General features: G+C 50.6%; 13 protein-coding genes. 7 read left to right on the forward strand and 6 right to left on the reverse strand.

Features of this window, described 5'->3' with window-relative positions:
* Window positions 1-160 precede the first annotated feature (160 nt).
* The 4 genes from ribBA (at window position 161) to ACTHS8_RS01715 (ending at window position 7936) form a co-directional block, all read left to right on the forward strand.
* A complete protein-coding gene (gene ribBA / locus ACTHS8_RS01700) occupies window positions 161-1501 on the forward strand; it encodes a bifunctional 3,4-dihydroxy-2-butanone-4-phosphate synthase/GTP cyclohydrolase II (protein ID WP_063076417.1) in 1341 nt (446 codons plus the stop codon).
* A 257-nt stretch (window positions 1502-1758) separates the two neighbouring features.
* The gene (locus ACTHS8_RS01705; RefSeq protein ID WP_440372794.1) at window positions 1759-5202 is read left to right on the forward strand and encodes a TonB-dependent receptor domain-containing protein; all 3444 of its coding nucleotides are present in this window, start codon (window positions 1759-1761) and stop codon (window positions 5200-5202) included.
* 159 nt (window positions 5203-5361) lie between these two features.
* The gene (locus ACTHS8_RS01710) at window positions 5362-6324 is read left to right on the forward strand and encodes a Slam-dependent surface lipoprotein (protein WP_371509159.1); all 963 of its coding nucleotides are present in this window, start codon (window positions 5362-5364) and stop codon (window positions 6322-6324) included.
* A gap of 118 nt (window positions 6325-6442) precedes the next feature.
* On the forward strand, window positions 6443-7936 hold the full coding sequence (locus ACTHS8_RS01715; RefSeq protein WP_440372795.1) for a surface lipoprotein assembly modifier: 1494 nt from the start codon (window positions 6443-6445) through the stop codon (window positions 7934-7936).
* A 132-nt stretch (window positions 7937-8068) separates the two neighbouring features.
* On the opposite strand, the gene ACTHS8_RS01720 is transcribed toward ACTHS8_RS01715, so the two are convergent.
* The 4 genes from ACTHS8_RS01720 to ACTHS8_RS01735 all read right to left on the reverse strand — a co-directional run bounded on the left by ACTHS8_RS01720 (window position 8069) and on the right by ACTHS8_RS01735 (window position 17987).
* Entirely contained in the window at window positions 8069-10549 is a 2481-nt protein-coding gene (locus tag ACTHS8_RS01720; RefSeq protein ID WP_440372796.1) for a glycogen/starch/alpha-glucan phosphorylase, read from the reverse strand.
* Between the two features lie 314 nt (window positions 10550-10863).
* Entirely contained in the window at window positions 10864-12855 is a 1992-nt protein-coding gene (gene glgX / locus ACTHS8_RS01725; protein WP_440372797.1) for a glycogen debranching protein GlgX, read from the reverse strand.
* Window positions 12856-13000: 145 nt separating this feature from the next.
* Window positions 13001-17287, reverse strand: a complete 4287-nt coding sequence (glgB, locus tag ACTHS8_RS01730) for a 1,4-alpha-glucan branching protein GlgB (protein WP_440372798.1) — start codon at window positions 17285-17287, stop codon at window positions 13001-13003.
* 217 nt (window positions 17288-17504) lie between these two features.
* Window positions 17505-17987 (reverse strand): FKBP-type peptidyl-prolyl cis-trans isomerase, encoded by a 483-nt coding sequence (locus ACTHS8_RS01735; RefSeq protein ID WP_003683125.1) that lies wholly within the window; start codon window positions 17985-17987, stop codon window positions 17505-17507.
* A 514-nt stretch (window positions 17988-18501) separates the two neighbouring features.
* On the opposite strand from ACTHS8_RS01735, the gene ACTHS8_RS01740 reads away from it, so the two are divergent.
* Both ACTHS8_RS01740 and ACTHS8_RS01745 read left to right on the forward strand, forming a co-directional pair.
* Window positions 18502-18768, forward strand: coding sequence for a hypothetical protein (locus tag ACTHS8_RS01740; RefSeq protein ID WP_003683138.1), 267 nt, complete (start codon window positions 18502-18504; stop codon window positions 18766-18768).
* 95 nt (window positions 18769-18863) lie between these two features.
* Window positions 18864-20237: an FAD-binding oxidoreductase gene (locus ACTHS8_RS01745; RefSeq protein WP_440372850.1), complete on the forward strand. Its 1374-nt coding sequence runs from the start codon at window positions 18864-18866 to the stop codon at window positions 20235-20237.
* Between the two features lie 54 nt (window positions 20238-20291).
* On the opposite strand, the gene ACTHS8_RS01750 is transcribed toward ACTHS8_RS01745, so the two are convergent.
* Window positions 20292-21122 (reverse strand): symmetrical bis(5'-nucleosyl)-tetraphosphatase, encoded by an 831-nt coding sequence (locus tag ACTHS8_RS01750; protein WP_440372799.1) that lies wholly within the window; start codon window positions 21120-21122, stop codon window positions 20292-20294.
* Between the two features lie 70 nt (window positions 21123-21192).
* Window positions 21193-21582, reverse strand: a complete 390-nt coding sequence (locus tag ACTHS8_RS01755; RefSeq protein WP_440372800.1) for a RidA family protein — start codon at window positions 21580-21582, stop codon at window positions 21193-21195.
* Between the two features lie 170 nt (window positions 21583-21752).
* Here ACTHS8_RS01755 and yaaA point away from each other — a divergent pair, with 170 nt between their 5' ends.
* Window positions 21753-22532 carry a peroxide stress protein YaaA gene (yaaA, locus tag ACTHS8_RS01760; protein ID WP_070633483.1) on the forward strand — a complete coding sequence of 260 codons (780 nt, stop codon included), beginning with the start codon at window positions 21753-21755 and terminating at the stop codon, window positions 22530-22532.
* Window positions 22533-22568: the final 36 nt, after the last annotated feature.

Below are 22568 nucleotides of genomic sequence, written 5' to 3' on the forward strand. Positions count from 1 at the left end.
TCATATTCTCCCAAAACCATCAATTTCAAGCCATATTCAGGCCGTCTGAAACAATAAATTTCATTACCAAAAAGTAATAAAAAAATCCCTGCAAACAAAGTTTGCCTTTTGGTAAAGACAAGACTACAATTCATTACACACAATTCAACTTCTTCCCATCATGAATACCACCGACCTGCGCCGCCACAACCTGCGGCAATGGATAACACAACACCACAACGGCCAGCAAACCAAGTTTGCCCAAGCCATCGCCATCAACCAAGGCGAGCTGTCCGCCCTGCTGAAAAACAAATCTTTCGGCGAGAAAAAAGCCCGAAAAATCGAGCAGGCAGCCAATATGCCCGACATGTGGCTGGATCAAGACCATCAAGACCGCCACGCCCCCACCATCAGCCAAGAAAGAAATACCATGTCCCACATCTCCACCATCCCCGAAATCCTAGCAGACATCAAAGCCGGTAAAATGGTCATCATCACCGATGCCGAAGACCGCGAAAACGAAGGCGACTTGCTGATGGCCGCCCAATTCGTTACCCCCGAAGCCATCAACTTCATGATCAAAAACGCACGCGGCCTGGTCTGCCTGCCGATGGACGGCGAAATGGTCGAAAAACTCGGCCTGCCCATGATGACCCAGAAAAACGGCGCGCAATACGGCACCAACTTTACCGTCTCCATCGAAGCCGCCCACGGCATCACCACCGGCATTTCCGCCGCCGACCGCGCCCTGACCATTCAAACCGCCGTTTCCCCATCCGCCAAACCCGAAGACATCGTCCAACCCGGCCACATCTTCCCACTGCGCGCCCAAAAAGGCGGTGTACTCGTCCGCGCCGGACACACCGAAGCCGGCGTTGACCTGGCACAAATGAACGGCCTGATTCCCGCCGCCGTCATCTGCGAAATCATCAACGACGACGGCACCATGGCGCGTATGCCCGAATTGATGAAATTCGCCGAAGAACACAACCTCAAAATCGGCACCATTACCGACCTCATCGAATACCGCAGCCGTACCGAAAGCCTGCTCGAAGACATGGGCAACGCACCCGTACAAACCCCGTGGGGCGAGTTCCAACAACACGTTTACGTCGACAAACTCTCCGGCGAAACCCACCTCGCCCTCGTCAAAGGCACACCAACCGCCGACGAAGAAACCCTCGTCCGCGTCCACGAACCCTTCAGCGTCATGGACTTCATCCAAGCCAACCCACGCCATTCATGGTCACTGCCTAAAGCCCTTGAGCGCATCCAACAAGCCGAAAGCGGCGTAGTCATCCTCCTGCACCGTACCGAAGACGGCGCCACCCTGCTCGACCGCACCCTGCCCAAAGGCGCAAACCAAGCCTACAAATGGGACAGCAAAAGCTACGGCATAGGCGCACAAATCCTCGCCGGCCTCAACGTCAAAAAACTGCGCGTCCTCGGTCAGCCGTCATCCTTCACCGGCCTCACCGGCTTCGGCCTCGAAGTCGTCGGCTTTGAAGAAGCTGAAAAATAATCTTGCTTGCTTGATTGATTCTCAAAGCAAATAAACAAAAGGCCGTCTGAAAATTTTCAGACGGCCTTTTCATATCTCTATTTATCTGAATATGATCCAAACAAAATTATGATAAAAACAACTATTTATTAGATTATTTCAATAATAATAAGAATAATCAATTATTATATAAATATTAATAATATTTAAAAATTTTATATTTTTTATATAAAAGAGTATTTTAACCTCTTATATTAAATTCTTAACAAAGAGAAACTATGTCTGCTTTTACTCCCAAACCCAAAATAATCATTCTCAGCCTTGCCAGCGCATTCAGTACATTAACCGTTGCTAATGTCATCGAAACCTCAGCTCAACCAGAACAATACCAGGAATTGGATACCGTTGTTGTCAGTGGCAAACGTACCAACGACCAAAAAGGCGCGGACGACGTGTATTACAAAAACGTCTCCAACGCTTATGTCGGCAAAGAATACCTCGAACGCTACCGCGTCCAATCCGCCGGCGACGTACTCAAAGGCTTAAACGGCGTGTACAACATGAACACCCGCACCGCCGGCGGCGCGATTACGCCCAACATACGCGGCATCACCGGCAAGGGCCGCATCCCGGTTACCATTGACGGCACCGAGCAGACTATCGACGTATGGATGAACAACTACGGCGTGGGCGACCGCAACTACCTCGACCCCGCCCTGTTCCGCAGCATCGCGGTGGAAAAAAGCCCCGCCCTCACGCGCGGCTTGAAATCGGGTGTCGGCGGCGCGGTAACCATCCGCACCATCGAAGCCGGCGACATCGTGCCGGAAGGGCAGAAATTCGGCTTCCAGCTGAAAACCGAGTTTTCCAACAACAGCAACAAACAGGCCAACAACCTCAACCAATGGCTGGGCTGGGAAGACTACCGAACCCTGCCCTTCGGCGCGACGGCCGACGGCGCGGGCGGCGGCGTCGACCCGCATACCGGCAAACAAAGCCCGCAGGCCTTGGTGGCCGACGGCCTGACCCCGCCCAAACATAAAAGCGGCCGCGACAATTGGCGTTTCAGCAATGACCGCAGCTATATGGCCGCCGCCGCCTTCAAAACCGAACTTTCAGACGGCCTGGCCGCCTACAGCTACCGTAATAAGGGCAACTACTTTGCCGGACGCAAGGGTGCGGAAGGCTACCTGCACAATCCGGTATACGACCTGCAAAAATGCGGCGATGAAGGCGGCAGCGAATTTGACTGCAAAAACTCCGCCACCTTCGTACCCAATATGGCCAAGGTCTACCATCCCGGCGTGGAAGTGTTCAACAGCAACATCAGGACCAAAACCCTGCTGCTGAAAAACAACTGGCATCTGCCTGGCAACCATAAACTCGGCTGGCAGTATATGCGCACCGATGTGCGCTTCGGCGAAATCAACCCCTTCCACGCCACCTATGTGATGAATATGGAAGAGCACAACCCCAGCAGCCGCCCCAGATCATTGTCGCCGCAGATGCAAAGTATCAATTCCAATATCCGCACCGACACCTACAAACTCGGCTGGGACTGGAAGCCCGAAAACAGCCGCTGGATAGACCTGCAGGCCAACTTGTGGCGCATCAAAACCAACTCCACCCGCCACCAGAGCGGCGGCATGGATTTGTCTGCCGCCCGCCCCGACCCCTATTACGATGCCTGGTACTGGTGTACCAAACGCGGACAACTTCCGCCAGATTATGCTGACAACTACAGCAGCTGCGGCAGCCTGCTGAACGATTACGGCATCAACGGTTTGAGCAAAGAAGAAGTGATGAAAATCCTGCCCAACGAAAACGGACAATACCGTGTGCTTTCCGGAGCAGAACAGAAAACCCGCGTCAGCCGTACGGGCTTCGACCTCAACAACCGCTTCCGCCTACACCCGCGCCTGAACATGACCCTGTCCGCCGACTATCAGAACGAGAAGCTTGAGGAAGAAGTGGATGTGGTTAACTCTCAGGATTTGTTCAATCTTGCCGGCATGGCCACCGGCATGACGAAAATCGCCGGCCCACGCGGTGGCAAACGGCGCGAATGGGGAACAAACTTGGTATTCGACTGGCAGGCCACCGACCGTTTGAAAATCTCCGCCGGCATCCGCTACCACAACTTCAGGGGCTTCGATACCGCCCTGGCCGAAGGCCGCGCCCGCCGCGACCCACGCTATCAGGCCGGAGGTGGCGACAGCGGCACTTATTCGGACGGTGTGTACATCCCATATTTCGATCTGGTTGGCGATCGGGAGCGGCGCGATTGGGACGCGGTATCCGAACAGAGCCGACGTGCCCACCAGTCAGGCGATGATGCCGCCATCGCCGCTGCCGACCGGGCTATGCAGGCGCACGGCGCACGCTATAAACTGCCGAAAGAGTATAATAGTTCGGAATATAAGGTATACGACCAGTATCAATATATCGGCAGTGACGGGCTTGCTTATGGTGACGGTACAGGTTATTATGGTAATAATTCTCAAAATCATCCGTTGTACCGGGTGCGCCCCGTATATGTGCCGTTTGTGAACGGCAAGCTGGACAGCGGTTCGCTGCCCGAACATTTCCATGATTTTGTGAAAAATTATCAGGAAAAGGTTGCCAATCCACAGGGATTGAATCAGTCACATTACCGATATTGGGCAGGGTTGGGGAATTCTGAGAACTGTATAAGAAATAGCGTAACAACCTGTCTTGATCATTACAAAGCAGGAAAACTATCCAATATGGGTGTCGGTTATCCGGAAACCGGCGGTGATACCGGATCAGGACATAAGATTATCAATAAACACTACACTGAAGAGCAATACTGGGCGCAGCCCAAACCGATACGCGCCCATGCTTGGGCACCGACCGTCGCCGTCAGCTACGACCTGACCGACAACAACCGCCTGTTCGTACGCTACGCGCAGATGACCCGCTTCCCCAGCGTGTACGAAGTCGGCAGCTTTTACAACGACCTGGCCTATGTCGGATCGCCCAAAGCACCGAATTTCCGCTTTAAGCCGGAACGCAGCCGCAGCCTGGAAATCGGCTACAACTTTAACTTCGCACCGCACTTTGCCCGGCTGCGCCAAGGCGATATGCGCCTGACCTACTACCGCAACCGCATCCGGAACGTGATCGAGACCACCGACCATTTTCGCACCGTGCAATACGACAGCAAGGATACCGCCGGACTGGAATGGCAGGGCCGCATCGACAGCGGCCGCTTCTTCGCTGCGCTGGGCGCGACCTACCGCCTGAAACAGCAGATGTGCGACCGCGACACGGCCTTCGATTTCGACCCCTACGGCTACACAGGCATACCGGTCTGCATTGAAGGAGGCTACGGCAGCACACGCGGCTACCAGGCACTTCAGCCGAAGTATTCGGTCAACCTTGATGCGGGCATGCGCGCCTTGGGCGAGAAACTCGAATTCGGCCTGCGCGGCATCTACCACAGCCGCGTCAACACCAAGCAATACGACCAACTGCTGAAGCGGGGTTTGGGGCATATCTTCAACAGCACCGGCAAGCCCTACCATTGGAACCCCTCGCTGACATGGGACGTGTACGGCCGCTATCAGGTACACAAAAATCTCAACGTCAATCTCGGCATCACCAACCTGACCAACCGCTACTACCTCGACCCGATGAGTAACGTGCCCGCCCCCGGGCCGGGCAGGACGGTTACCTTCGGGCTGACGGCGAAATTTTAGCCGGACGGATAACGACAGGCGCGGCAAACGCGCCGGACATAGGGATACACAAACCAAACCGCCCCGCAGGGGAAGGCTTTTTGCCGTTTTTTCCGCCAGCCGGCGGCAATAAAGCGGATGTTTGTTGTTATTCACTTAATGTTAAAAAGGAGACTTATTATGTCTATCTTCAAACAAACCCTGTTGGCCGCGACGCTGTGCGGCGTTTTTGGCGTAGCCGTCGCCGCTCCAGAAGGTGGTTCAAGTCAAACGAACATAGACAAGAAGCCAACAACAGTCAAACCCGGTGAATCCGATAGTCAGCCTTTTGGTAAAGGCAAGGCAGGCTTGGCATTCAGTACCGACAACGGCCATAGTTGGTCAAACTCCATCAATCTGGAAAACGGCCCGGTTAAACATATCGGTATCAAATATAAACAGGGCACACAGAAAGTTCCGATTAACGGCAATAACCCCTATGCTAATGTGGACGGCACGCGCAATCCGCATTATCTGACCTTAAAGGATGTGAAACCGGTAATCGGCTGGTTCTATAATCCGCCGTTGGGACAGGTGTGGTATGAAAACCGCGCCCACAACACCGAAGTGTACAGCGTGCGCCAGATGGCCAACCCGGCCATTCCCGCCGCACCCAAATTCGGCGGCCTGGTCATCGCCAAGGTGCCGGGTATGAACGGCAGCGACGGCAACGTGTTCTTCGGCGAATGGGCACCACGCAAGGGCAACCCGTCTGACAACAGCACCGATTTGAATATGGCGGATGGCAAACGCACCGTTTGGTATGTGGGCGACAATCCGACCCGAAATATGCCGAAACTCGTTAATGCTAAATACAATGTATTGGGCGTGAACAAACACACTCCCGGCCGCAACGATTTCTATACCGGTACACTTACCGCCAACTACGGAACAGGGTCAGGTTCACTGACAGGTAGTATCTCCCGTCCAGGCGACAGTGTAAACTTCGCCGGTACCAATATTCGGAGCAACGGCACATTTGACAACGGCAAGGCAAACGAACATATTACCGGCCGTTTCTACGGCAACGGTGCGGAAGCCTTGGCCGGTATCGTGGATCGCGCGGGGGCGGATAAAGATGTAGCCTTCGGCGGCCGCAAATAATAAGCCCAAATTGTCAAGAATACAACGGGATGCAGCTTGACCATAGTCTGCATCCCGCTTTGGTTTTATCAAATCCGACTTCTTTCAGACGGCCTCTCCGCCCAAAGGACCCCATCCCATGAAACACCACTTCTGCCTGCTTTTTCTACCGCTCTGTACGGTCTGCCTTGCCGCTCCGTCCGACGATGCCGCGGACGAACGCCGCCGCCTGCTGGACGAAAGCAGCCGCCAAACGCAGCAATACCGCGAAAGCGGCTGGCTGGACACGGAACAGGCACGCGGTGAAGTGGGGGAAAACGACGGCTACATCATGATAGACGGTACAGTCTATCAAGTCGGCGATACGGCGGAAGAGCTGGAAAGCGCGATTTACCACGCCCTCAACGCGCGGCAGTGGCACAAGGTGCGCCAGTTCGCTGCCCGCTACGCCAAACTGCCCCAGCATAAACCCGCGCTGATTCATTTGGCCGATGCGCTGCAAAAACGGGACGAAGGGAATTTCCGCGCGGCAGGGAACAGTTTTCAGACGGCCTTGGAAGCCGAACCCGACAACCTACGCCTGCTGCTCGAAGCGGGGCGGTTTTATGCCGAAGACAACCAAAACAAAGAGTCCGCTGCCGCATTTGAAAAAGTTCTGAAAACAGATATTCCTGCTGAAACCCGCCCCATCGTGGAAAACTACCTATCCGAACTGGGCAAACGCCGCCACTGGCACGGCCAAATCGGTCTCGGCTACGGCTACAACAGCAATGTAAACCAAGGCAACGGCATCAACCAATGCGTGTGGGAAATCGCGGGCATGTGCCTGATGGAGCGCACCCTGCCTGCGCCAACGGATTCAACCTTCTTATCCTATAGCGCGACCGCTGAAAAAACCGTCCCGCTCAAAGGGCATCATGGTGTACAGGTGCGCGGTGTCCTGTACGGCAACCGCTACACGGAAAAAGACAAAGATTCGGCGGCCATGCCGGATTACAGCTATCACAACGGTTCGCTGTACGCGGGATATGCCTATGCCGACACACACTCCTCCTTTTCTCTGCTACCCTATTTCGAATATGATTTCCGCAACCACCACACCCACTACCGCGCATGGGGCGCGGATGTCAACTGGTCACGCACACTTTCCCCTCGCTGGCGTATTAACTCACATGCCGGAGCAAAAAAGACCGGATACAGTGGACAAAACAAAGATTACTTTGCCGACTATAAGCAATACGAACTGGGCGTAGGGGCAGAATTTTCTCTCACACCCCAAAGCGGCCTGTTCGCCAACTTTGATGTAACACGCAAAGCCTATCCCGAAAAATCTTCTTCCAGCAAGGAATATACGACACGGCTGGGCGCATATAGTTTTTTTTCAAGCGGTACTTACCTCAACACCATCCTGCTTCACCGCCGCAGTCTTTATGATGCTGCAAGTTTTGTCAGCGACAACAGACGGCGACGCGACAATCAATACATCATGATAGCCGCTGTAGGCTTTCCGCAGTGGAACCTTAAAGGTGTGTATCCTGAATTTCGTTTTAGACGCTCAATCTCCCATAGCAATACAGCACATTACCGCTACCGTCAGAATGAATGGCTACTAAATTTTAAATACCGATTTTAAATTGAGTCATTTGAAATACGCTAAAACAGTAATAAATATAACCATACTGTTTTACTCGTTTCTATCTCATGCCGTCTGAAAAAAAGCCGATACACCTTTCCGATGTATCGGCTTTCGCTATCTGCTTAACGCTTAATTTCTGCTGGGCAATTCTTTTTCGCTCAATGGTTTGATGTACCAAATATCGCGGCAGTAGTCGGCGATGGAGCGGTCGGATGAGAAGAAGCCCATGTTGGCGATATTGATCAAGGCTGATTTGCGCCATGCGGATACGTTGCGGTAGTGTTCGTCCGCTTTGTATTGCGTGTCGATGTAGCTGCGGAAATCGGCCATCAGTTGATAGAAGTCGCCGTATGGTTGCAACACGTCGTTGTAGCGGTTTGGCTCTTCCGGAGAGAAAGTGCCTTGGCTGATTTGGTTGACGACGCGGCGCAGGTCGCTGTCTCGCTCGATATAGCTCAACGGGTCGTAACCGTTGCGACGGATTTCTTCGACTTGCTCGACGGTGTTACCGAAGATATAGCAGTTGTCCGCGCCGACTTTTTCCAAAATCTCAACGTTCGCGCCGTCCAGCGTACCCATGCAAAGCGCGCCGTTGAGGGCGAATTTCATGTTACTGGTGCCGGATGCTTCTGTACCCGCCAGTGAGATTTGTTCGTGCAAATCGGCGGCAGGGATGATGATTTGGGCGAGGCTGACGCTGTAGTTCGGGATGAACACAACTTTAATCAGGTCGCGGATACGGGGGTCGTTGTTGATGACTTTGGCAACGTCGTTAATCAGTCGGATGATTTTCTTCGCCATGTAATAGGCGGATGCGGCTTTACCGGCAAAGATGAACACGCGCGGCTGCCAATCAAAATCCGGGTTTTCCAGGATTTTGTTGTAGCGGTCGACGATGTGCATCACGTTCAAGGCTTGACGTTTGTACTCGTGTATACGTTTGATTTGGATGTCGAAAAGTGCATCGGTATTGACCTTGATGCCCAGCTCGGTTTCGATGTATTTGGCAAGGCGCTCTTTGGCGGCTTTTTTCACTGCGCCGAACTCTGCCTGTACGGAGGCATCGTCCACTTTGTCGTTGAGCTTGGTCAGGTTGTCCAAATGCAGGCGCCAGTCTTCGTTTCCCAGATGTTTGTCCAAGAATTTGGTCAGGCCCGGGTTGGCGATGTTGATCCAGCGGCGCGGGGTTACGCCGTTGGTTACGTTGGTAAAGCGTTCCGGGAATACTTTGGCAAAGTCGGCGAAGATGGATGTGGTCATCAAATCGGAGTGGATTTTGGCCACGCCGTTGACTTTGTGCGAACCGATCACGGCAAGCCATGCCATGCGGACGCGACGGCCGTGGGTTTCGTCAATGATGGATACGCGGCGGACAAAGTCGTCGTCGAAGTTGCCGATGGCGCGTAAGGCATTGAGGAAGTAGGCGTTGATTTCAAAGATGATGTCCAAATGGCGCGGCAGCAGACGGCCCATCAGGTCAACCTGCCAGGTTTCCAAGGCTTCGCTCATCAATGTGTGGTTGGTGTAAGAGAAAATCTTACAGCACATATTCCATGCTTCAGTCCATTCGATGCCTTCTTCGTCAATCAGGATGCGCATCAATTCTGGAATGGCGAGTACCGGATGGGTGTCGTTCAAGTGGATGGCGACTTCGTCCGCCAGCGTGCGGATGCTTGGGAAACGGCATTTGTGGCGTGCAACAATATCTTGAACGGAAGCGGAAACCAAGAAGTATTCTTGTTTCAGGCGCAATTCGCGGCCGGAATCGGTAGAGTCGTTAGGATAGAGGACGCGCGAGATGTTTTCGTCGCTGTTTTGTGCGCGAACGGCAGAGGCATAGTCGCCTCGGTTAAAGTCGGCAAGATCGAACAGGTTGCCTGCGTGCGCAGTCCACAAGCGCAATGGGTTGGCACATTCGCCGCCATAGCCCGGAATAATTTCATCGTATGCCCAAGCGGAGATTTCTTCGCTCGGCTGCCATTCTTTTTTGTTGCCCAAGTTCAATACTTGGCCGCCGAAACGGACGGAATATTGTTTGTTCGGACGGGCAAACTGCCATGCTAAATCTTGGTCGAGCCACAAATCGGGTTTTTCAACTTGTTGGCCGTCCACGATTTCTTGTTTGAACATACCGTATTGGTAACGGATGCCGTAGCCCATAGCAGGAATGCGCAGGGTTGCCAATGAGTCGAGGAAGCAGGCGGCCAGACGGCCCAAACCGCCGTTACCCAAACCCGGATCTTCTTCTTGTTCGCAGACATCGGCAAATTCTTTGCCCAGTTGCTTGAAGGCTTCTTCAAACTCGGCATAAACGCCTTCGTTAATCAGCGCGTTGACAAACGAACGGCCGAGTAGGAATTCCATAGATAGGTAATAAACCATGCGTTTGCTGTTGTCGATGTGGGCGCGGCGTGTTTTGAGGAAATCTTCCGCAATCAGGTCACGCGCGGCAAGCATGGCGGCGTTGAGCCATTGGTGTGAAGTTGCTTCTTTAGGATCGACGCCCAAGATGAAAATCAGCTTGTAAACGATGGACTTGCGGATGGTTTCGGCGTCCGGTTTAGGCATTACATAATCGTAACCGGAGATGGGGAGTTTTTTCTTAGCCATGGAAGCCTTTCTCTAGCGTGAGGCACTGGACAACGCGCCTGATGGTTTTATTAAAAACAACGAAACTCGGTTTTCAGACGGCCTGACAACGGCAACAGGCCGTCTGAAAAGAATGGTGCGTAGATTTGTTACAAACTAAGGAGATTATAGCGGAAAGATTCAAAAAAAGGATATATTTTTCTTTATAAAACATTCAATTAACAATTAAACCATTCATCATCTTATCGGCATTTTCAATTTATACCACCAAGCCAAAAATGAACAAATATCGACAAAATATCAAAGAGTTAATCAACCAATAGTTTGATTCTCATTTAATTTATTTTATGTAAAATCCAAATCCCCATATGCTCAACAACACATTTTCCTGATTCTTCGTAATTAAATTTCTCTGATGGTACGCAAGAAATTTCCCAATTACCTTGAGGCAGGTTAAATAACTGACGACTACGTTTGGCATTTACCAGCAGCAGCCATTCATCGTCCAAAATAATCTGAATCGCCTTACTGCCCCTGTTGTGCCAACAATATTCGGTCATCGGGCTGCTATCGGCATTGAGCCATTGCACACGCTCTTTTTCCCACCAACAATCATCTGTCAGCAGCTTGATTTGGCTGCGAACACGTATCAACTCTTGAGTGTAATTTTGCAATACATGGGACTCATTTTGCCAATCCAACCATGTAATCGGATTATCTTGGCAGTAGCTGTTGTTGTTGCCTTGCTGACTGTTGCCGAACTCATCGCCGGCCAACAGCATGGGCGTACCGTTGGATAAAAATAAGGAGGCAAGCAACGCTTTGGAGGTGTATTCGCGGTTGAGCAAAACCTCTTCATCATCGGTTTCGCCTTCTACGCCGTGGTTGTAGCTGATGTTTTCATTATGCCCGTCACGGTTGTTTTCGCCGTTGGCTTCGTTGTGTTTTTCGTTGTAGCTGACCAAATCGCGCAGAGTGAAGCCGTCGTGTGCAGTGATGAAGTTGATACTGGCAGACGGGTGGCGGCCGCTGTGGTTGAAAATATCGGACGACCCGGCCAAGCGTTCGGCAAATGCGCCCAAATTGCCGCTTTCCCATGACCAAAACGCGCGCATATCATCGCGGAAACGGCCGTTCCATTCAGCAAAAGGTTGCGGGAAATTGCCCAAGTGATAGCCGCCCTCGCCGATGTCCCATGCTTCGACAATCAGTTTCAAACCGGCCAAAACCGGGTCTTGATACAGGACTTGGAAAAAACGGCCGTACGATTGGAAATCAGGTTCGCGTCCCAATACGGTTCCCAAGTCGAAACGGAAGCCGTCGATATGAAACTCTTCAGCCCAATAGCGCAGGCTGTCTGCCGCCCAACGGGTAACGTCTCTCCGGACAATATTGAGCGTATTGCCGCAACCCGACCAGTTTTCATAATTGCCGTAAGGGGTGTGCCAATACCATAAAGTGTTGTCGATACCGCGCTGACACAGCATCGGGCCTTTGTCGTCCTGCTCTGCCGTGTGGTTGTACACGACATCCAAAATCACTTCCAAACCCACCTGATGCAGGGCTTTAACTGCTTGTTTCAGCTCTGCCGCCGCACGCTCGGGATTATCGGCATAAGACGGCTCAACGGCAAAATGGGAGTAAGTGTTGTAACCCCAATAATTGCTCAAACCCATCTGCTGAAGATGGTATTCATCCAGATGATAATGAATCGGCAGTAGCTCGACCGTCGTTACCCCCAACTCTTGCAGATAGGCCAAAACCCGTTTATCACTCAAGGCTTTATAAGTACCTGCATATTTCAAATCGGGGAACTGCTTGGTAAACCCTTTGACATGGGCTTCATAAATAACGGTTTTGCCCCACGGTATTTCCGGACGGCAATCTTTGGCCCAATTAAATCGGCTGCGTCCGATCACGACGCTTTTCGGCGCAACAGCGGCATTGTCGCGCTCATCTTCCGGTCTGAACCATGCCATTTCTTCAGCGGTACGGTAGCTTGGTTTGCCGTCAATTTTTTTGGAATACGGGTCAATCAGCAATTTGTTGGGATTAAAACATGAGCCGTATTCTGCGTTTTCACGTCCATACACGCGAAAACCGTATCGCTGTCCTGCCTTAACGTCCGGCACAAATCCGTAAAATACCGAACCGCGCCGCGAAGGCATCTCCAAACGGGTTTCTTTATCTTTATCTTTATCAAACAGACACAATTCGACCTTTTCGGCATTGATGGAAAACAAGGTGAAATTCGTACCCTTGCTTGTCAGGGTCGCGCCCATGGGATAAGGCTTGCCTTCCTCGATATGCCATGATTTGGCAGTCATAGAATGATTCCTTGGTATGTATTTGGTTTCGTGTCCAATATAAGGCCGTCTGAAAATCTTTCAGACGGCCTTGAATCATATTGATATCACTATCTTTTAATTTTCAGCTGATTAGGCAGGAACGATACCCATCCTCAAAGTTGATTTACGCTTCGTCTTTGACTGCCGCCTGATACAGGTAAACGGTTGCCAACGGCGGTACGGTAACAGACAGGGAATTTGGTTTGCCATGCGACCAAACTTCTTCTGTCTCTACCGTTGCGCCGGCAGAAACGCCGCTGCCTTTGTAATGCAGGTCGTCTGAGTTGAGGATTTCGCGGTATTCGCCGGCAGAATTCACACCAAAGCGGTAGCCTTCGCGTACCACAGGCGTGAAGTTGCTGATGACGATAACGCGGTTGCCTTCACGGTCGCGGCGCTCGAAGACAAATACGGAATTGTCGCCGTCATCGGCAACCAGCCATTCAAAGCCTTCAGGCCATTGGTCCAGTTGGTAAAGCGGCGCAGTGTCTTTATAGACATGGTTCAACTCGCGTACGAAGTCTTGTACGCCTTTGTGCCAGCCACCCTCTTGCTCCAGCAGGAACCAATCCAGTCCTTCGTTGTAGTTCCACTCGCGGCCTTGTGCAAACTCATTGCCCATAAACAAGAGTTTTTTGCCGGGGAAGCCGTACATAAAGCCGTAGTAGGCACGCAGGTTGGCAAATTGTTGCCAACAGTCGCCTGGCATACGTCCGAGCAGCGAACGTTTGCCGTGCACGACTTCATCATGTGAAAGTGGCAGGACAAAGTTTTCACTGTACTGGTACATCATGCCGAAGGTCATTTTGTTGTGATGGTATTTGCGGTTGATGGGGTCTTCCATCATGTAACGCAAAGTATCGTTCATCCAGCCCATATTCCATTTGAAGCTGAAGTTCAAACCTTCTTGGCGGGTCACATTGGCAAACGAAGTAGATTCTTCGGCGATTTCAGTCGCTGCCGGAACTTCCTCTTTCAACATGGTGTTGGTATCGCGCAGAAAAGCGATGGCTTCAAGGTTTTCATGGCCGCCGTATTGGTTCGGAATCCACTCGCCGTCTTTGCGCGAATAGTTGCGGTAAATCATCGAAGCAACCGCATCAACGCGGATACCGTCAAAGCCGAAACGCTCTATCCAATACAGGGCATTGCCTTGCAGGAAGTTTTTCACTTCGTTCCTGCCAAAGTTGTAAATCAGGGTGTTCCAGTCTTGATGGTAGCCTTCGCGCGGGTCGGCGTGTTCATACAATGCGGTGCCGTCAAACTTGGCCAGACCGTGATCATCAGTCGGGAAATGGCCGACTACCCAGTCGAGGATAACGCTGATGCCCTCGTCGTGCGCGGCTTTAATCAATGCGCGCAATTCTTCCGGCGAACCGAAACGGCTGGTCGGCGCATACAAACCGGTTGCCTGATAGCCCCATGAGCCGTCAAACGGATATTCGGAAACAGGTAGGAACTCGATATGGGTAAAGCCCATGTCTTTGACGTATGCCACCAGCTCTTTGGCGAGCTCTTCGTAAGTCAGCCAGAAGTTGTTTTCCGGATTGCGTTTCCATGAACCCAAATGCACTTCATAAATGCTGATCGGCGCATCAATGGCGTTGGCACGGGCGCGGAAAGCCGGTTCTTCCACTTCGTCAGGCAAACCGCGCACGATAGATGCCGTAGTCGGGCGCAGTTCCGCACCGAAAGCATACGGGTCGGCTTTTTCGCGTACATCGCCGTTGGCATCGCGGATTTCAAATTTGTAGAGGGCATTGAGTTTGACTGCCGGAATAAAGATGTCCCAAATGCCGTTGTCGCGGTGGAAACGCATCACATGGCGACGGCCGTCCCAGTTGTTGAACTCGCCGATAACGGAAACGCGTTGCGCATTTGGCGCCCAGACGGCAAAACGTACGCCCTTCACGCCGTCCAACTCGGCAAAATGCGCACCTAAAGCCTCATAAGGACGCAGGTGCTTGCCTTCGGCCAACAGCCAGGAATCCATGTCTTGCAATGCAGAGCTGAAATGATAAGGGTCTTCTTCAATCACAGGCTCGGAATCTTCGGTATAACGGATACTCAAAGCGTAATCGGGCGCATCATCGGGCAAAACAGCCACAAAGAAACCGCGTTCATCAATTTTTTCAGACGGCACGATGAGTTCGCCACTGCGGCGGTTCACAATATCCACGCTTACTGCGCCGGGAATCAAAACGCGCACCACTTCATCGCCCTCTGCAAGGCGGTGTCGTCCCAGATAAGCGAACAAGTCGCTGTGGGTGGCAAGAAACAGGCTTTCGACCGTATCGCGCTCGATTTGGTCAAGTTCATGATAAGCCTTGATTTGGCTGTTTGTTTTCATGCGTACCTCGTCAATAATGGCAATTTGGCCGCCCATAAGGCGGTGTTGTGGGAAATCTTCCAAAGAAACCGGCATTTTTTGCGCCCAGTTCGGATAGCCGTCCGTTACGCCAGGGACATTCAAATTGTCAATGACGCCCAGCAAGTTTTCCAGTTGTACGGCGTAAAGCTTGCTGCGACTCAATGCGCCGTATTTGTGCAAAGCCGCCAGCAAGGTTTCATCGGCTTTTGCCGGTATTTGCACGTCCGCACCCAGACAGCCGGTATATTTCAATTTGTCCAGCAAATCGGCTTTATCGTGTTCGCGCTCATCCAAGGCCGTCTGAAAAGCGGCTGCATCAGGCAAAGTACCGAGTTTGAACATCGTATCCAAATCTTTGCCTATCCAATAACCTGCCAGCGGTGCGACATCGTGGGTACTGATAACCGTAATCGCCTGCTCGGGGTATTCTTCAGGTAATTGAAAACCGTTCCAGCCCTTGCTGAAATACATCACTTTGTAGGAAAACACTTGATAGCGGTTGAGCAGATAACGCGCTTGATCGGGTACCGTTCCCAAATCCTCGCCGATGATGACGCAACGGTTACGCTGGCTTTCCAAAGCCAAAATGGCGAAAGTCACTTCGGCGTCGTAATGCACATATGCGCCGAAATCTGCTGTTTTATCGTTTAAAACCCACCACAAACGACACAATGCCATCACATGATCAATCCGCAACACGCCATACAGACGCATGTTTTCGCGCAACAAATGGGCAAACTTTTCATAGCCCGTATGTTTCAACATCGACGGATTAAGCGGCGGTAAATTCCAATTCTGCCCAGTCGGCCCCAAAGGATCGGGCGGCGCACCAACCGATACGTCCATACAATAATCTTGGCGGTTGAACCAAGTATCCGCACTGCCGCGCGCCACGCCGACCGCCAAATCGCCGTAAATACCGAGTTTGACACCGTATTCGGCAGCGGCTTTGTTGACTTCTTGCAACTGCTCCGCGCAAAGCCATTGCAGCCACATATAAAAACGGATTTCACGTTCATGGCTGCGCGCGAATTTTTCTACTGCTTCGCCATCAGGCTGATGAAATTCAGACGGCCACGACTGCCAACCCACTTGTCCGGGACGGCTGTAATACTGGTCCAAAGCCTCAAACAAACCGAAGCCTTGCAAAGCTTTGCCTTTTTCTAATACAAATGCTTCAAATGCAGCGCGTTCATTTGCCGCAGCTTCGCAAGTATCTTGTTCAAACGCGTTAAACGCCATGTGCAGCGCATCACATTTGCATGCCCAAACCGCCGTATAAATCACCGTTTCCGTAACACGCAAAGCGGCAATACGCTGACGGATTTTTGGTTGTGCCAGCCAGTTTTTCAGTTGCTCGTTATAAGTAAACGCCCCGACTTTCTCGATATCCAAGTAAATCGGATTAAGCCATTCGCGCGAAGAAGGGCTATACGGGCTGGCAAAGGCAGGCTTGCTGGTAAACAAGGCGTGCAAAGGGTTGATACCGACAAAATCCAGCTTTTTCTCCGCCGCATATTTCATCAGGTTCAGCAAATCGGTAAAGTCGCCTATGCCCCAGTTACGCTCGGAACGCAGGCTGTACAAATGCATGGTCAAACCATTCATCCGACCACCATTAGCAAGCAGTTTGGGTTGGTAAACCGATTCAGGCGCAACAATCAGGCGTACAAGGCGACATCCGCCGCCGGTCTCGGCAGACAACGTGTAATAACCGCAAGCCAGTTGGGGCAGTTTAATCCAAAGCGTATCGTTGTCGCCCGGATATAAAATCAAGGTCTGGCACTCATCCGCCTCATCAATCAATACGACCGCTTCCGCACCATGAAATTCAGACGGCATCTGTAAAGATTCTTCGCCGTTTTCATGCGCGACCATCGTATTCAGATAAAGGCCGTCTGAATCCGGTTTGCTTTTGTCCAAAACAGCAACGATCGATTCCAAAACTTCAGGTTTGGTCGCATGATATGTTCCGTTGATGTCGTGGTAGCCTAAATCAATACCGGCCTCTACGGCCTGCCGCTCCAATGTCTCACTCATTGCATTCTGCCTGTTTTACCAATATCTGAATCTTAATACAGATTTTGTCGCACCGTTACATGTAGTTTATTGTAGCCTCTAATAAAATCCATATTTCCCTGTTTGATTTGACCTGCGCCAAAATTTCCTATTTATCTGTCTTGTAAAAACTTAAAGGCCGTCTGAAAAGGAAGGTTTCATTCCTTTTCAGACGGCCTTTATCATGCTTCAAGCCTGATTAGTGGTGGTGATGACCGTGTGGGCCATGTACGTGACCGTGGGCAATTTCTTCCTCAGTCGCATCGCGCACACCTTCAACAGTCGCTTTGAACAATACTTTCATACCGGCCAAAGGATGGTTACCATCCACTACGGCTTTACCGTCAGCAACATCGGTTACACGATAAATCAATACATCACCTGTTTCCGGATCATCGGCTTCAAACATCATGCCGACTTCAACTTCGACAGGGAACACGCTTACATCTTCAATACGCACCAGCTCAGGATCTTGTTCGCCGAAAGCATCATCAGGCGACAAAGCCACTTCAACGGTATCGCCTACATTTTTGCCGTGCAACGCTTCTTCCACCAAAGGGAAAATACCGTCATAGCCGCCATGCAGGTAAGCAATCGGCTCTTCGGTTTTATCCAACAACTGGTTGTTTGCATCGTACATTTCATAATGCAGCGAAACTACAGAATTTTTAACAATAGACATCATGTCGTCCTTAATCAATATTTAAAAGTCAAGTTCAGGCTATTCTATCACAGCTGTAACTAAACAATCGGTTTACCTTAAACAAATACTTTTGGCAAACACAACAAAACCAAAAAAGCCCATATAAAAAACAAAATTGAATGATTCCAATCCACAAAAGTTGCTTTTTCACAACACAAAGTTGCTAAATTACAAAAAATTCCCCAAACGCAAAAACATTCTAAATCCTTAAAACCAACAACAGTTAAAAATAATCAAATTATTGAATATAAACAACTTTTTAAAAGTTCATTAATTATGAATATTTTTAGATGATTTTTTACCTGCCTCCCTGATTTACATTATTTTCGCTAATTTTGTATTGATTTTAATCCGCAAACGGTTAAGCAACGTTGCATTGGCCCACCCCGTGGGGCATAATAACGAAAATTCAGCAATGAATTTCTACTGTACAGGCCGTTTGACGGCTATTTTTAGTTTAAATGTTTAAATCGATTTAAAAAGGTCCTCAAAAATGAAAAAATCTCTGTTCGCTGCTGCTTTGTTGTCTTTAGCTTTGGCCGCTTGTGGCGGTGCTGATAAAGCTGCTGAAACTGCCGCTTCTGCTGCTTCTGAAGCCGCTGCTTCTGCTACTGAAGCTGCTGCATCTGCTACTGAAGCCGCTGCTTCTGCTGCTACCGAAGCTACTGAAGCCGCTGCTTCTGCTACTGAAGCTGCTGCATCTGCTACTGAAGCCGCTGCTTCTGCTACTGAAGCTGCTGCTTCTGAAGCTGCTAAATAATATTCTTTTGAATATAAGAAAAGCAGGATACCATTGTGTATCCTGCTTTTTTACATTTCTCACACTCCCCTTCCCGACTTTTCCTCCTGACTGCCATGCACCTTCACGACCGTTTTGCTGAGTTTCTTTCCGCCTCTGAAATCATCGAAGCCACTCCGGCCTTGTTAAACGACCAGCGCCGCCGTTTTGTTTCCTCGCCGGATATTGTCTTACAGCCGAACTCTGTCGAAAGCGTGCAGAAAATCATGCGTTTCTGTTTTGAAAACCGCATCCGCGTAACCCCGCAAGGCGGCAATACCGGATTATGCGGTGCTGCAGTAACTACGACCGGCGTACTGCTTAACCTGTCTAAACTCAACCGTATCCGCGATATCAACCTTGCCGACAACAGCATGACGGTTGAAACAGGCGTGATTTTGCAAAATGCTCAAAAGGCAGCAGCCGAATCCGGACGACTGTTTCCGCTCAGCCTTGCCAGCGAAGGCTCTTGCCAAATCGGCGGCAATATCGCCTGTAATGCCGGCGGTTTGAATGTCTTGCGTTATGGCAGCATGCGTGATTTGGTATTGGGTTTGGAAGTCATTTTACCAAACGGCGAACTGGTTTCCCACCTTCAGCCCCTGCACAAAAACACGACAGGCTACGACTTGCGCCATCTTTTTATCGGCAGCGAAGGAACATTGGGCATCATTACCGCCGCCACACTAAAACTCTTTGCCCAGCCCAAAACCAAAGCAACCGCATGGGTAGGTTTAGACGATATTGAATCCGCCGTCTCACTTTTGACTGCGGTGCAAGGCCATTTTGCCGAGCGCTTGACCAGCTTCGAGCTGATCAGCCGCTTTGCCCTCGATTTATCTTCGGAATTCAGCCAACTCAAAAAGCCTGCCGATGCGCAATGGCATATTTTAATTGAACTTGCAGACTCCGTGCCCGATGCCGGACTGGATGAAAAGCTTGCCGAATTTCTCTATCAAAACGGATGGGAAAACAGCATCTTGGCGCAATCCGAGCAAGAGCGCTCCGACTTATGGACCTTGCGTGAAAATATTTCCGCTTCCCAACGCAAACTCGGCACCAGCATCAAACACGACATCGCCGTCCCTATCGCCCAAGTGGCCGCCTTTGTCCGCCAATGCGCCCCTGACTTGGAAACCCGCTTTCCCGGCATACAAATTGTCTGCTTCGGACATTTAGGCGACGGCAGCCTGCATTACAATACATTCCTGCCCAACGTATTGAGCAACGAAGCCTACCAATACGAAGACGCCGTCAATACCATTGTTTATGAAAACATCCTTGCCTGCCACGGCACAATTGCCGCCGAACACGGCGTAGGCATCATCAAAAAACATTGGCTGCCCCGTGTGCGGACACAGGCCGAACTCATTCTGATGCATGCCATCAAAAATCAGCTTGACCCTTATGGCATTATGAATCCGGACAAACTCCTGCCTTCTTTGGATTAACCAATACAAAAAGGCCGTCTGAAACATTTCAGACGGCCTTTTATCTTATCCACACTATTTCAATGCCGTTTTCCAATCCAATCCGCCCAAGGATGGTACCTGTATCACTTCATTGGTATCCAAATTGACCGCCGTCAGCTCTCCGCCCCACAACGCGCCTGTATCCAAAGCAATAACCTGATCAGTATTAACATAGCCCAATGACGACCAATGTCCGAACACGGTAATATAATCCAAATTCTGCCTATCGGGCGCTTTAAACCAAGGGCGCAGGTAAAGCGGCATTTTTTTCAAAGTGGATTTATATTCGTAATCCAACTCGCCTTTATACGTCAGCGCACGCATACGGGTAAAGACGTTGATAATCATGCGTAGGCGCTCATAGCCTGTCAAATCGTCCGTCCACTCGGTCGGCTTGTTGCCGTACATTTTACCAAAAAATTTCCTGTATTTTTTACCTTGCAATTCATCCTCAGCTTCACGGGCAAGGCTTTCGGCCTTATCAACCGACCATTGCGGCAAAATACCGGCATGCACCATCACATGCCTGTCGCCGCGCACCAAAAGCGGCTGATGACGCAGCCAGTCCAGCATGGCATGACTATCGGGATGGGTCAAAATCGGCTCAACCGTATCGCTGCGCTTGAGCGTTCCTTCACCGCAACCGACTGCCAAAAGATGTAAATCATGATTGCCCAAAACCATTTGCACGCTGCTGTCATGCTCTTTGGCAAATGTCAGGGTTTCCAAGGACTTCGGGCCGCGATTGACAATATCGCCGACCAGCCAAAGGGTGTCCGTACCATGATTAAAGCCGATTTTGGCAAGCAACAAAGTCAGCTCGTCAAAACAGCCTTGAATGTCTCCGATTGCGTAATGTGCCATTATTATTGTTTTCCGTTGTTCTTATTTTCAGACGGCCTCAAGCCCAGCCCAGGCCGTCTGAAAACATCAATTATGCATTTAAAACCAATACTGCCTCTGCTTCAACCTGAACGCCTTTAGGCAGACTGGCTACGCCCACCGCAGCGCGCGCAGGGAAAGGCTGTTCGATAAATTCAGCCATCACTTCATTGAACACGGCAAAGTTGGCCAAATCAGTCAAATAAGCATTGAGTTTGACGATATCGTTCAAAGAACCGCCTGCCGCTTCGGCTACGGCTTGCAGGTTTTTAAATACTTGCACTGCTTCGGAGCGGAAGTCGCCATTGCCGACCACAGTCATCGTAGCCGGATCCAAAGGAATCTGACCGCTCATATAAACCGTATCGCCTGCACGGACTGCTTGGCTGTATGCACCAATCGCGGCAGGGGCTTTGTCGGTATGGATAATGGTTTTAGACATGATATTCTCCTCAAATAGAAATGTCAGAATCAGGTGGAAGCTTTGAATTTTACTTTCAACAGAAATACGTTTCAATAAAAGCATTCAATTAATGCGTTTATCCCGTCTTGTTCTTCCCCGATTTTAAACCTACAATCCTACACATTATTCATTTCAAAGCCGAAATTATCATGTTTTTTGTCTTATCCCCAGCCAAAAACCTCAACGAAAAAGACCCCTCCCCCGTCAGCAGCTTTACCCAGCCCGACCTTTTGCCAGAAGCAGAAATCCTGATGCAAGAGTTGCGCCAGCTTGCCCCTCAACAAATCGCTGAGCTGATGCATGTTTCCGACAAAATCGCCCTGCTCAACGCAGAACGCAATGCCGTATGGCACACGCCGTTTACTCCTGAAAACGCCAAACAGGCCGTATTTATGTTCAACGGCGACGTCTATGAAGGCATTGCTGCCGATACGCTCAAGCCGGAACAAATCGACTACCTGCAACAACACGTCCGCCTGCTCTCCGGCTTATACGGCGTACTGCGCCCGCTCGACTTGATGCAACCCTACCGCTTGGAAATGGGCACGGCCTTTGCCAACTCGCGCGGCAAAAACCTCTACGAATTTTGGGGCGATAAAATCACCGACCTGCTCAACCAAACACTGAAGCAAGCCGGCAGCGATGTCTTAATCAACCTTGCCTCACAAGAATATTTCAAATCCGTCAACACCAAAAAACTCAACGCACGCCTGATTACGCCGATTTTTAAAGACGAGAAAAACGGCAAATACAAAATCATCAGCTTCTACGCCAAACGTGCGCGCGGTTTGATGGTGCGCTACGCGGCAGAACACGGCATTACCGAGCCTGAAATGCTCAAAAATTTCGACTACGAGGGCTATTCATTCAATGAAGCAGCTTCAAACGAAGCCGAATGGGTATTCATGCGTGAAGAACAATCTAAATAAAAACAGAATCCTAGATATTTTTTCTAAAATACCTCT

This window comes from Neisseria sp. P0016.S008 (assembly GCF_051957775.1).
Lineage (GTDB): Bacteria > Pseudomonadota > Gammaproteobacteria > Burkholderiales > Neisseriaceae > Neisseria > Neisseria flavescens_B.